This window comes from Bernardetia sp. (assembly GCF_020630935.1).
Taxonomy (GTDB): Bacteria; Bacteroidota; Bacteroidia; order Cytophagales; family Bernardetiaceae; genus Bernardetia.
The window spans coordinates 26,552-38,954 of sequence record NZ_JAHDIG010000005.1 but is presented as its reverse complement, the minus strand read 5'-3'; the positions used below and the strand labels follow the sequence as shown (position 1 = coordinate 38,954).

The 12,403-nt window shown below is 33.7% G+C and carries 11 protein-coding genes; 6 read left to right on the top strand and 5 right to left on the bottom strand.

Going from position 1 to position 12,403, the window contains the following annotated elements; genetic code table 11:
* The first annotated feature begins 135 nt into the window (after positions 1-135).
* The 3 genes from hslU to QZ659_RS02595 all read left to right on the top strand — a co-directional run bounded on the left by hslU (position 136) and on the right by QZ659_RS02595 (position 3,284).
* Positions 136-1,533, top strand: coding sequence for an ATP-dependent protease ATPase subunit HslU (gene hslU, locus QZ659_RS02605; protein ID WP_291721435.1), 1,398 nt, complete (start codon positions 136-138; stop codon positions 1,531-1,533).
* Positions 1,534-1,627: 94 nt separating this feature from the next.
* Positions 1,628-2,641, top strand: a complete 1,014-nt coding sequence (floA, locus tag QZ659_RS02600) for a flotillin-like protein FloA (protein ID WP_291721434.1) — start codon at positions 1,628-1,630, stop codon at positions 2,639-2,641.
* A 76-nt stretch (positions 2,642-2,717) separates the two neighbouring features.
* A complete protein-coding gene (locus QZ659_RS02595) occupies positions 2,718-3,284 on the top strand; it encodes a hypothetical protein (RefSeq protein ID WP_291721432.1) in 567 nt (188 codons plus the stop codon).
* A gap of 98 nt (positions 3,285-3,382) precedes the next feature.
* Here QZ659_RS02595 and QZ659_RS02590 read toward each other — a convergent pair whose 3' ends face one another.
* Both QZ659_RS02590 and QZ659_RS02585 read right to left on the bottom strand, forming a co-directional pair.
* Positions 3,383-3,907 carry a transposase gene (locus tag QZ659_RS02590; protein ID WP_291721430.1) on the bottom strand — a complete coding sequence of 175 codons (525 nt, stop codon included), beginning with the start codon at positions 3,905-3,907 and terminating at the stop codon, positions 3,383-3,385.
* A gap of 105 nt (positions 3,908-4,012) precedes the next feature.
* Complete coding sequence (locus tag QZ659_RS02585) at positions 4,013-5,071, bottom strand: glycosyl hydrolase 53 family protein (protein ID WP_291721428.1); 1,059 nt, start codon at positions 5,069-5,071, stop codon at positions 4,013-4,015.
* Positions 5,072-5,201: 130 nt separating this feature from the next.
* Between QZ659_RS02585 and QZ659_RS02580 the strand changes: the two genes are divergently transcribed.
* Complete coding sequence (locus QZ659_RS02580) at positions 5,202-6,335, top strand: serine hydrolase domain-containing protein (RefSeq protein WP_291721426.1); 1,134 nt, start codon at positions 5,202-5,204, stop codon at positions 6,333-6,335.
* A 2-nt stretch (positions 6,336-6,337) separates the two neighbouring features.
* On the opposite strand, the gene QZ659_RS02575 is transcribed toward QZ659_RS02580, so the two are convergent.
* Together QZ659_RS02575 and QZ659_RS02570 are read right to left on the bottom strand one after the other, a co-directional pair.
* Positions 6,338-7,594 (bottom strand): S-adenosylmethionine:tRNA ribosyltransferase-isomerase, encoded by a 1,257-nt coding sequence (locus QZ659_RS02575; protein ID WP_291721424.1) that lies wholly within the window; start codon positions 7,592-7,594, stop codon positions 6,338-6,340.
* 117 nt (positions 7,595-7,711) lie between these two features.
* On the bottom strand, positions 7,712-8,131 hold the full coding sequence (locus QZ659_RS02570; RefSeq protein WP_291721421.1) for an ATP-binding protein: 420 nt from the start codon (positions 8,129-8,131) through the stop codon (positions 7,712-7,714).
* A gap of 312 nt (positions 8,132-8,443) precedes the next feature.
* Between QZ659_RS02570 and yidD the strand changes: the two genes are divergently transcribed.
* Both yidD and QZ659_RS02560 read left to right on the top strand, forming a co-directional pair.
* Positions 8,444-8,665 (top strand): membrane protein insertion efficiency factor YidD, encoded by a 222-nt coding sequence (gene yidD, locus QZ659_RS02565; protein WP_412728037.1) that lies wholly within the window; start codon positions 8,444-8,446, stop codon positions 8,663-8,665.
* 283 nt (positions 8,666-8,948) lie between these two features.
* Positions 8,949-11,432 carry a hypothetical protein gene (locus QZ659_RS02560; RefSeq protein ID WP_291721417.1) on the top strand — a complete coding sequence of 828 codons (2,484 nt, stop codon included), beginning with the start codon at positions 8,949-8,951 and terminating at the stop codon, positions 11,430-11,432.
* A 356-nt stretch (positions 11,433-11,788) separates the two neighbouring features.
* Here QZ659_RS02560 and QZ659_RS02555 read toward each other — a convergent pair whose 3' ends face one another.
* Positions 11,789-12,358, bottom strand: coding sequence for a pentapeptide repeat-containing protein (locus QZ659_RS02555; RefSeq protein WP_291721414.1), 570 nt, complete (start codon positions 12,356-12,358; stop codon positions 11,789-11,791).
* Between the last annotated feature and the right edge of the window lie 45 nt (positions 12,359-12,403).

Genomic DNA, 12,403 nt, shown 5'->3' with positions numbered 1-12,403 from the left:
AATTTTTATTCTCACAAAAAATCACGATACTTGTTAAATTAAGACTTGACCCAAAAGTTTAAGTAAAAATATAATTTAAGAACTACAAAATAACTAGCTAAAAAACTTAGTAATTATAAATAGGACACATTTTTTATGATTGACAATAACATCTATTATACGCCCAAACAAATTGTTGCAGAGTTAGACAAGTACATTATAGGACAACACGAAGCAAAAAGAAATGTAGCTATCGCATTGCGTAACCGTTGGCGACGTATGCATGTTAAATCTGACATGCAGCGTGAAATTATGCCCAACAATATCTTGATGATAGGCTCAACAGGTGTTGGTAAAACTGAAATTGCTCGTCGTTTGGCAAAGGTAGCCAATGCTCCTTTTGTTAAAGTAGAGGCTTCAAAGTTTACGGAAGTGGGTTATGTAGGGCGTGATGTAGAAAGTATGGTCAGAGACTTGGTGGAGCAAGCTGTCAAACTTGTACAGACAGAAAAGCGTGACGCTGTAAAGCAAAAAGCAGAAAAAGCTGTTGAAGATATTATTTTAGATGCACTTATTCCACCTCTCAAAAACAGAAAGCCAACCACTACACCGTCTGCTGTTGGGTTTTCTAATGATGAGATGCCAACTTCAGATGCCGAACTCAATGAAAGAACAAGAGAACGTTTTAGAGAAAAATTACGTGCTGGCGAATTAGAAGATAGAAAAATAGAAATTACCTTAGAATCAAGTAATAACCCTGGTGTGGGTGTTGTAGGTGGAGCAATTGATGAAGTTTCGATGATGAATCTTCAAGAAATGCTTAGTGGCATGCTTCCTAGCCGTTCTAAAAAGCGCAAAGTTACGATAGAAGAAGCTAGAAAATTACTTTTAGAAGAAGAGGCTTACAAACTTATTGATATGGACGAAGTAAAAGCTGAAGCCATCAAGAAAGCTGAAAATTCTGGAATTATTTTTATTGATGAGATTGATAAAGTGGCTTCGTCTAGCAATAAAGGTGGTGGAGTCGATGTAAGCCGTGAAGGTGTACAGCGTGATTTGCTACCAATTGTAGAAGGAAGTGCCGTAACTACCAAACACGGAATTGTCAATACAGACCATATTTTGTTTGTAGCAGCAGGAGCGTTTCACGTTTCGAAACCTTCTGACCTCATTCCAGAACTGCAAGGACGTTTTCCAATTCGTGTAGAACTCAACTCCCTAACTAAAGAAGACTTCTACAAAATCTTGAAAGACCCAAAAAATGCCCTTAGCAAGCAATATGTTGCTCTTTTGGATGCTGAGAATGTAAAACTCACTTATCAGGAAGAGGCATTAGAAGAAATTGCAGATATTGCTTTTCATATTAATACAGAAGTAGAAAATATTGGTGCAAGACGTTTGCATACTGTTATGAGTCATCTTCTGAACGAAATTTTATTTGATGTACCAGATACCATTCCAGCAAATGCTCATGTAGTCATTACAAAAGAAATGGTACAAGAAAAACTTGCAACTCTTGTTAAAAACAAAGATTTAAGTCAGTATATTCTGTAAGTTTATATTCGTAGAGGCTAAGGCATGCCTTAGCCTTACTGTTAATGTAAAGTTATTAGTTAATAATTTCTAGTCATCCATTATCTATCTATCTATGTCGTTAGAACAAACTGTTTTATTTGCTATTTTTGGTGTAATTATAGTGGTGCTTGCCCTTCTCATACGCACCTACATTCCAATTAACTTATGGATTACAGCTATATTTTCTGGTGTTCGTTTAGGGCTTTTGGAACTTGTAGCCATGCGAATCCGAAATGTTCGCCCACGCAAAATTGTTTTGCCTCTCATTAATGCTAGTAAAGCAGGTTTGAAAGAAATAACAGCATCAGATTTGGAGACGCACTTTTTGGCAGGTGGTAGTGTAGAGGAAGTGGTAAAAGCACTCATTGCAGCCGATAAAGCCAACATTGACCTAAGTTTCAAACAAGCTGCAGCCATCGACCTAGCAGGTAGAGACGTTTCAGAAGCCGTACAAATTTCTGTAAATCCAAAAGTAATTACTACAAATGCTGTTACTTCAGTAGCACAAGATGGTATTCAACTTATCACAAAAGCTCGTGTTACGCTTCGTGCTAACATTGCTCAACTTGTCGGTGGTGCTGGTGAGGAAACTATTTTGGCTCGTGTGGGTGAGGGTATCGTAACGGCAGTAGGTTCGTCGCACTCTCACAAAGACGTATTGGAAAATCCAGACCGAATTTCTAAACTCGTTTTGGAAAAAGGATTAGACGCAGGAACAGCCTTTGAAATCCTCTCTATTGATATTGCAGATATTGATGTTGGGGAAAATATTGGTGCAAAACTCCAAATCGAACAAGCTAATGCCGACTTAAGAGTAGCCGAAGCAAAAGCCGAAGAACGTCGTGCAATGGCAATCGCCGTAGAGCAAGAAATGAAAGCCAAAGCACAGGCATCAAGAGCAAAAGTTATCGAAGCAGAGGCAGAAGTTCCAAAAGCTCTTTCAGAAGCCTTACGCACAGGAAACTTCGGAATTATGGACTACCAGCGCTTAAGAAACTTACAAGCTGATACGCAAATGCGTGAATCGATAGCTAATCCAGAAGAAAGAGGTACTCAGCGCAGAAATGATGATGATGATGAGTATTGATTCTCAAAAAAAACTTATTAGTTAAAACAGAAAGGAAAAGGCTTTAGCTTTTTCCTTTTTTAGTAAAAAATGAATTATGTGCCAATCAAAAGAAGGAATAATTTTCTGTACGTGTAAAAATGAAGAGATTGCTTCAAGTTTATATCCAAATATTACTTGGAAATTGTATCGTAGTACAGAACGAATATTAAATTTAGAAAAAAAAGTTATTCTTGGTTTGGCTCTAATGTCTGAGGATATGCTTGAGGAAGATTTAAAAGCAGATACAGTACTTGAATATCTTAACAATGAAGAAGCACAAGTCTTTGATTTTAACTACCAACCAAACAAGGGCGATATATTCTGTTTAGACAAAAAAGAAGAAAAACACACAAAATCTATGCGTTTCTTATATGAAGGTTCTCTTTGGAAAGTGTATGAGGGTATACTTCATGATTATGTGAGTATAGCTGATGGATATATTAGACCTAAAAAATCAGATGAAAAATTAATTACAAAAGATTCGCTATGGACTGATGAGGAATTGGTAGAAAAAGCGAAAAAACATATAGATGAAACTGAACAGTTTTGGAAAAGAATCGAAGAATCTGCCAATAAAAAATCTAAATTTAGAAGATTTCTTGAGTTTTTGGGAATAAAATGAAAAAAGTGTAGGGCAAAGGCTTGCCTTTGACAAATAATAATGTAAATACAGTTAAAGGCGAGCCTTTAACCTACAATAAATACGATTTCATATTCAATTTATGGCGTATAAAATCTATCATCTTCCCAGTTTTCTACATTGGTTTGAATATAATTTGCGATTCTTTGATATGATTTTTCATTTCGGATAATGTGGTCATGAAATCTTTCTTGCCAAGCAGATTCTAATCCTAACCGATTTATGTGTTTTGTAACTCCAGATTTAAAACCTCCAATGATAGAAGAAATAGTATCTTTTCCTTGATTCTGAAATCGTGTTGTTGTGAAATCATCTGTTGTATCTGATTCTATTTCTTGAGGTTTATCTATTGTGATGATGGCGTGTAAATGATTTGGCATAATTACGAATTCCTCTAATTCTAAATATGGTCTGTACATTGGAATTTGATGCCAAAGCACATCTACAATTACTCCAACGTGAGAAAGATACATTTTTTTATCTTTTATTTCTCCGAAAAAATGTTCTTTATTTTTAGTACAAATAGTAATGAAATACGCACCATTCCAACCATAATCCCACCAACTGGCTCTGATAATTGGTCTTCGGTAATTTTTGTCTTTCATTTTTCAAAATCATATTTTACAATTCAGAATGTAGGGCAAAGACTTGCCTTTGATACAAAATAAATATAAGTTGAAGACAAGCCTTTAACCTACAAGATAACAATATTACCTATCAAAATTTTCCTTCCAAACAGAAAAAGCAAGTCGCTGATTTCCATCTTCATCTAAAAGACCTGTGTCTCTCCAAATCAATCCTATATCTTTAGCTTCTTCTGGAAAGAATGGCAATAATCTATCATAATCTCGGTGCGCCCACCAAATAACAAATTCATACTTTTGTTTTTGAGCATTTTTTAAAAGTGTTTCTAAATAGACTTTTTGTTCTGCTTGAGAAGAAGGAATAAAAACATCTAAATTTGGGATAGATAAATTTTGTGCTATGGTGTTGGTTTCAACAAAAGCAATCGGCTTTGAAGTTTGTGAATGGAGAAAATCAAAAGCTGCCTGAAATTCCTCTTCTGTGTGTTTATTCATAATGAATGGATAAAAACTAATGGCTAAAAAGTCAGATTTGCTACTGTATTCTCTTATCTCATTCACAAAATCTGTGGGCTTTTCATACCAGTTATGTAACGTGAATGATTCAGCTATTTTCAAAGATGGATATTTTGTTTTTAAACGACTTCTGATGTTATCTCCAAGCTGCTTGTACTCTTCCCATTTTGTAGGATTATTTTTTTTGAGTTCGTTTACTTCCATAGCCATTACCAAGTAGTTTGGAGAAAGCCTATCTATCAAATATTCTAAATACCTAAAATACCCATTTTCTATATGTTCATCAGAAAGAGAAGTGTAGGTTGGAACTTGTCCATCAAAGTCATTTTCTAGGTCGGTACGCAAGGTGTTCAAAATGCTGACAGAAAGTAGAAGTGGATGAGAATTGATTTTACGATTGACTTTTGAATTTATCTCGTCTGTAAAAGCTGTGGGTAATTCCGTTTGGTTGATAAGAGCATCCCAAGGAATAGTATTGTCTATGTGTTCTGAATAAATATCAGCATTTTGCTCAATAAAATTATATGTATCGTTTACTGATTCTATGCTGAACTCATAAGGAAAGGTGGTAAAACCCATTTTATAATTTTGCTTTTCAGCTTCCGTATCTTCTTTACTACACGAAACTAAAAACAAAAGAGAAAAAAATAACGCTATGTAAGTTTTCATAAGCGAATAAATTTGAAGTAAATATTTTTATTTACCTTTTTCTCACTCAAATTTAATGCAAACATAAAGCAACGATTAAATGTAATTTAGCATCTATTTTGAAAAATATATCTAACCCTTCAAATTACCTATGAGAATCTTTTTTCTAATTGCTCTGCTTTTTTTCCATTCAAACTGTTTTGGTCAATCTATCTCGTCTCAAACAGAAAATTCTATTGATAGTATTTTTAAGTCTTATGATGAAGGAAATTCACCTGGATTTGCCATTGGAGTTATTAAAGAAAACAAAATTCTTTATAATAAAGGATTTGGATTAGCCAATCTTGACTATAAGATTCCTATCAGCTCTGAATCTGCTTTTAGTATTGCTTCTGTTTCCAAACAGTTTACAGCAGCTTGTATTGCCCTACTTATTATAGAAGGCAAATTAAGCCTTGAAACACCTGTAAGTGATTTTGTTCCCTCACTAAAAAAATATAGAGACACTATCAAAGTAAAACATTTAATATACAATACAAGTGGAATTACGGACTGTTATAAGTTAAAAAGACCCAATGGAATTTCTTGGATTACCTTCAATTATTTTGATATAGATTACTGCATTGATGTATCATTACAATCTGATACCTTAGCTTTTATTCCTGAAACTAAATGGGATTATACTAATGTAAATTATATGCTACTCACAAAAATTGTTGAGAAAGTAAGTGGACTGCCTTTTAGAGAATTTGCAAAGAAAAAATTATTTGACCCACTAGGAATGAATTCAACTTTTATTCACGACGATATTACCAAAGTCATTGAAAATAGAGTTACACCATACAATCCTAGAAGTAAACCATATGTAGAAGCGTATAGAAATGAAGGAATTTTTGTGAGCAATGAAGGACAATGGATTCAACACCACAGAAATACTCCTCACTATGGAGGAAGTGGGGTTGTAACTACAATGAATGACTTACTAAAATGGAGTCAGAACTTCTTTACTAAAGAATTTGGAGGAGATGCTTTTTATAATCTCATGCATACTACAGGAATTTTTAAACATGGTAAAAATAATCAAGCCTTTGGATTGCATTTAGATAAATACAAAGGTAGAGACGTATTTTCTTGGGATGGAGGAGATTATGGCATCAGTACTCAAATTATTCGCTTTCCAAAACAGAAGGTAGCTATAATCATTTTATCTAATATGGGAAATGGTAGAGCTTTTGAAAAGGCAAATAAAGTGGCAGAGATAATGATAGAAAATGGCGAATTATAAATTTATTTTAAAAACAACAACGAAGAATCTCCATAACTTAAAAAACGATACTCATTTTCTAAAGCCGATTGGTAGATTTTTCTCCAATCTTTGCCTACAAAAGCTGCCACTAGCAAAATAAGGGTGGTCTCTGGCATATGAAAATTAGTAATCAGAACATTACAGACTTTGAAGTTATAAGAAGGAAGTATAAAGATTTCTGTTTCACCAGTAAGTTGTTTTTGGTTTGAAACATGCATATAATTTAAAATTGCTTCAAAACTCTCCTTTTTAGACGGCAATTTTATAGTTTCGTCATAACTATAAGGCTCTAATTTTTCTACAAAAAAAGTAGTATTATTTTTAAGTAAAATCTTTGCTCCATACCAATACAGACTTTCTAAGGTTCGCATCGAAGTCGTTCCAACAGAAGCTACTTTTTTAGAGTTTATAATGCTTTCAATATTTTCTTTCGTTATGACAATCTGCTCACAGTGCATTGTGTGAGTAGCTACATCTTCAGCATTTTCTTTTTTGACAGGTTGAAATGTTCCTGCACCTACGTGCAGCGTAAGTTCGTTGGTTTTGATGTTTTTTTCTGCAAGATTTTGCAAGACATTTTCTGTAAAATGCAAACCTGCTGTGGGAGCTGCTACTGCTCCTGAAGCCTTGCTATAAATCGTCTGATATGTGTCTGCGTCTTTTTCTTCTGCTTTTCTTTTGATGTAGGGAGGAAGTGGCATTACACCCAACTTTTCAACAATATCTACGAATGGAATATTTGTAGTCTGATGATTTTTATCCTTCCAGTCTAGTTCTATCAGAAGCTCCTTTCTATCAGCAATTTTGGCTTGAATATGTACTTTCTGACCATCAATTTCTGATTCTCTTTCTAACGTTTGCCCTTCTTTCCATCTCCTAAGATTTCCTACTACACATTTCCACGTACAATTTTCTTTACTCAGCATTGCTTCACTTACATCAGCAGTAGGTAAAATAGGATGTAGCAAGAAAATTTCGATGGTTGCACCTTTTCCATTTTGTCCTTTCTGAGTAGCTTTTTTTTCAAACAACAGACGTGCAGGAATAACTTTCGTATTATTAAAATACAAAGTATAATCCTCTGTCAGAAAATTAGTAATTTCTCTAAAACGATGGTGTGAAATAGAACCTTCTTTATAAACTAAGAGTTTCGAACTATCTCTTTCTTTCAAAGGTTCTTGTGCAATTCGCTCACTTGGCAAATTATAGGTATAATCTTCTAAATTTATCTTTTCCACTTCTATCAGTAATCAGTAAACAGTTACCAGTAATCAGTATAAAAACTGTATTTTCTTTAGATAGTATTGTTTAATCAAAAAAAATTAGCTTCGCTAACTTTCAATTTGTAATTGGTTCTAGTTCAAAATAGAATTGGTTACATTAAAAGTCATCTTGACAGTTCTGCCTTCATCTAAAAAATCTACTTTATCAGCTAGGTTCTTGATAAGGAAAATTCCTCTTCCTCCGATAGTTAGAAGGTTTTCTGGTGCAGTAGGGTCTGGAAGTGAGTTGGGGTCAAAGCCTTTTCCTTGGTCTTTGATAGTAAAATAAAGCTCTTTTTTTCCTACTTCTAAGCTAAGTTCTACTTCCTTTTCTTTATCTTTTCCATTTCCGTGAATAATAGCATTGTTTACCGATTCAGTAACAGCAACCATTATATTTCCGTATATATCATCATTCAAATTGAATTTATCACGAGCATTATCAATAAAACTCTCTACAATACGTATGTTTTCTAAAAGGGAAGGTATTTTGATGTGCAAAACAGATTTCATAATAATTGATGTACAATATATAAAAAGATAAAAGGGAATAAATATAAGACTTTGTTGAGTCTATTCTCAAAATTACTAAATTTATAACTGTCGTAATTTATAAAAACCTTATAATTTTCAAATATAAGAATGTTACAAAGACAAATTCATAATTAAGGGCGTATTTTCTAATTTATTTTAGATTTTCTTCCTATAAAGCAAGAATAAACTAAAACTTTGTTCTAACCCGTTTATAACGCAATTTATATAAAAATCGTTGTAGTTTAATTATTTATAAAAATAATACTAATTTCAATAGTGGTACTAAAATACATTTCTCAGTTCTTCTCATTCATTTTTCTGGCTATTGTACGTTTCTATCAATACTTCATCTCACCTATATTGCCTCCTCGTTGTAGGTACACTCCTACCTGTTCAGCATATATGGTAGAAGCTATTAAAAAGTATGGTCCTTTCAAAGGAGGATGGAAAGGCATAAAGCGTATAGGACGATGCCATCCGTGGGGAGGAAGTGGATATGACCCTGTTGATTAAACGAATAATTTAAAAATGGATAACTAGAATAAAAACGGATTACTACTACATTGTAGTTTGGATTAGTATTGAGATATAACGAATTAAAAAATCACAAAAGCAACTTAGTGTAAAAAAAACACATTTATTCTAAAATAATGAAACCTTTACATGTAGAGTAGCGTTAATAAAAACAAAACAACTTATTGTATATTTTACACTAAGATTAAGGAATTAAAATCTACCAGCAAAAAAATTCTATCATCAAGTTTAGCTTATCATTTTAACTTAATCACAAACACTTATGTCTGATAGTAACCGAGAAAGAGATTTAGTTTTAGCTCCTAATGAGTACGCATTTATTTCTGACCAAACTAAAGGAAATATCAATGTTTATGTAGGTCCTTACAAAACTAGCCTTGCCAATACTGACCGTCCTGTGATGTTCGACGACGAAACCAAACGTTTCGAAAAATGTACTTTAGAAGATTCGATGCGTTCTTTTGTCATTGCACCAGAAGGATGGTATATAGTTTTGAAAAACCCTTCAAAAGATAATAACCCACCAAAAGTAGGAACAAGTAACAATTTAGCCGAACTCAATGTAGGAAGAAAAGTAAATATTTCAGGTCCTATTTCTTTTGCACTTTGGGCTGGACAAATGGCAAGAGTAGTCAGAGGACATAATTTGAGTTCGAATCAATATTTATTGGTTCGTGTGTATGATGAACAACAAGCACGAGAAAATTGGGGTAAATCCGTCATCAAAACAAAAGAAGGAGAGGATAAAGAAGTAAAAGAACTCAAAAAAGTAGCTGAAAGTCTTACAATGGGTCAGCTTCTGATTATTCGTGGCGATGCTGTTTCGTTTTATATTCCACCCACAGGAATTGAAGTGGTCAGAACAGACTCATACGGTTACGAAACAGATGAATATGTGCGAGAGGCTGTAACTTTAGAACGTTTGGAATACTGTATTTTGCTCAACGAAGATGGAAACAAACGCTATATTCAAGGTCCAAAAGTAGTCTTTCCAGAACCAACAGAAGAGTTTATTGAGAAAAATGGACAACGAAAATTTAAAGCCATCGAACTCAATGAAATGAGTGGACTCTATATAAAAGTCATTGCTCCTTATAAAGAAGGAAAAAACGAGTATAAAGAAGGCGACGAGCTTTTCATTACTGGAAAAGACCAAATGATTTATTATCCTCGCCCAGAACACGCCATTATTCGTTATGGAAAAAAAGAACGTCATTATGCCATTGCTATTCCAGCAGGAGAAGGACGTTATTACCTCAATCGTAAAACAGGAACAGTCGCTCTCAAAAAAGGTGCAGCGATGTTTTTGCCAGACCCAAGAGAATTTGTTTTGGTACGAAGAGTTTTGACAAAAAAGCAAACATCACTTTGGTTTCCAAATAACAATGAAGCAATGGAGTACAATATGGCGATGCAAAGTATTGCTAAAAACGATAATTTCGTTACTGATTTTGAATTACAAGAACAAAATCAAGCACCAGAAGCTCCACAACAACAATTACGAAAAAAAGCTAAGATTGCAGACGAAGTAGTAAGCGACGAATTTAATCGTGATAGTTCGTTTACGCCACCTCGTATGGTGACATTAGATACAAAATTTGAAGGAGCTGTTACGATTGCGCCTTGGACAGGATATGCTGTTTTAGTGGTTAGCAAGACAGGAAAACGAAAAGTCATTGAAGGTCCTCAATCGTATCTTTTGGAATACGATGAAGAATTAGAAGGTATAGAGCTTTCAACAGGAACACCAAAAACAACAGCAAATTCTATCAAAACGGTTTATTTGAGAGTGTTGTATAATAAAGTTTCGGATGAGATAATGGCAGAATCGGCAGATTACACGCAAGTTAGAATACATCTTTCGTATCGTGTCAATTTTGAAGGAGATTCTGAAAAGTGGTTTAATGTGGAAAACTATGTCAAATTTTTAACAGACCACATGCGTTCGTATATCCGAAATACTGTCAGAAGATATCCAATTATGGAATTTTATGCCAATGGAATTACGATTTTGAGAGATGCTATTTTAGGAGAGTCTGACAAGAAAACAGGGAAACGCACAGGACGACTTTTTGAAGAAAATGGAATGCGTATCTACGACGTTGAGATTTTGGATATAAGTTTGGGTGATGCAAATATTGAAAATCTACTTATTTCTTCACAGCAAGATACAGTTATGCAAACACTTCGCATAAATGCTGAAAAACGAAAATTAGAATTTACACAAGAAAGCGAAGCCATTACAAGACAAATCGCAGCTACACAATCTGAAACTAAGCAGAAAATCTACGAACTTCAAAAAGAAGAAGTCAAAAAACTCTTAGAAGTTACTTTATCTAAAATTGAAAGTGAAATAATGAGTAAGGAGCGTCATTTACAAGCTAATTTAGACGAACAAAAAACGCTCAATCAAATCAATGAAGACGAACTTACTAGACAAAGAGCTAAAGATGCCGTTGAGATAGAAAAAGCTCAAAAACAGCTAGAGCAGTACATTTTGGAAGAACAAACAGAAGTAGAGGCAGTAGTAGCCAAAGCAAAAGCTGTTTCTCCAGACCTTATTGCAGCCTTGCAATCGTTTTCTGATAAAGCACTTGCTCAAAAAATGGCAGATTCGATGGCTCCACTCGCAATTTTGGGAGGAAACTCTGTGGCAGACGTGTTTGCAAATCTTCTGAAAGGCACACAACTCAGCAGCGTTTTGGATAGCTTGAAATTGCCTGAAAATACAGAAAGTAAAGAGTAAAATCATTTAGTCTCTAATTCTTTTAGAACCTTTTCATCTAACCCAACGTGAACTTAGGATTTACATTTTAGGTCAGTCTCATTAGAGCAGACCAAAAACTATGAAGTTGTTTAAGAATGAAAAAAAGTACCTTTAATGAGGTATAGAGTAAATTTTAATTATTGTTTCTCGTTCAAGCATTCTGCTTGGACGTACTTTTTCGTCAGCATATGCTGACAAAACGGTAAACACAAGATGGAATCTTGCGCTAGAAAAACCATTCTTAAACAAGTTCTATATCTAATCTACTTGAAACAAGTAATTAGCTTATTTGTAATTCCGAGTTCACGTTAACTTACAATTTGAACTGTGTTTTTTCATTCAATCAAAATATCATAACTATCCAAGAGTCCTTTTACTTCTTGACTAGAAAATTTTGCTTTTTTGATTTTATTTTTTGCAGGATTGATAGAATAATTTGTTGCACTTCGAAAATCTGCACTTTCTAAAACGGTATTCTCAAAAGTAGCTCCTATCAAATTGCAGTCTTCAAAAGCTACTTTTTTAAGATTTGCTTCTGTAAAATCGACATCTTTAAGGCTACAATTCTTGAATTTAAAATCTTTAAGATTTAGCTGATAGAAAGATGAAAAGTCAAGTAAGCAATGAATAAAGTGTATAGATAGCAAAAAATTAGTACAGTCTGAAAATACCACCCCAAGCAACTTAGAATTTTTGATAGTAATTTCTTGCAATGAAGTCTCACCTAATTTTATGCTAGATAAATCGCAACTTTCAAAATCGCAGTTGATAAATTTAGAATGTGATAAATTACTATTTCTAAAAATACAGTTTTGAAAACTACATTCTTCATACTCTCCTGTGGGAAATTCTTGCTCTGAAAAATTTATATTCTTAAATACTTTTGAAAATGTATAATCTGACATTTTAATTTAAAATATGTTTTCTGATAAAAGCTAAAAGCAAAGTTA

Coding starts and splice junctions, on each gene's coding strand:
- hslU (WP_291721435.1), top strand. CDS start 136: ATGATTGACAATAACATCTATTATACGCCCAAACAAATTGTTGCAGAG.
- QZ659_RS02585 (WP_291721428.1), bottom strand. CDS start 5,071: ATGAAAACTTACATAGCGTTATTTTTTTCTCTTTTGTTTTTAGTTTCG.
- QZ659_RS02570 (WP_291721421.1), bottom strand. CDS start 8,131: ATGAAATCTGTTTTGCACATCAAAATACCTTCCCTTTTAGAAAACATA.
- QZ659_RS02580 (WP_291721426.1), top strand. CDS start 5,202: ATGAGAATCTTTTTTCTAATTGCTCTGCTTTTTTTCCATTCAAACTGT.
- QZ659_RS02560 (WP_291721417.1), top strand. CDS start 8,949: ATGTCTGATAGTAACCGAGAAAGAGATTTAGTTTTAGCTCCTAATGAG.
- QZ659_RS02590 (WP_291721430.1), bottom strand. CDS start 3,907: ATGAAAGACAAAAATTACCGAAGACCAATTATCAGAGCCAGTTGGTGG.
- floA (WP_291721434.1), top strand. CDS start 1,628: ATGTCGTTAGAACAAACTGTTTTATTTGCTATTTTTGGTGTAATTATA.
- QZ659_RS02555 (WP_291721414.1), bottom strand. CDS start 12,358: ATGTCAGATTATACATTTTCAAAAGTATTTAAGAATATAAATTTTTCA.
- QZ659_RS02595 (WP_291721432.1), top strand. CDS start 2,718: ATGTGCCAATCAAAAGAAGGAATAATTTTCTGTACGTGTAAAAATGAA.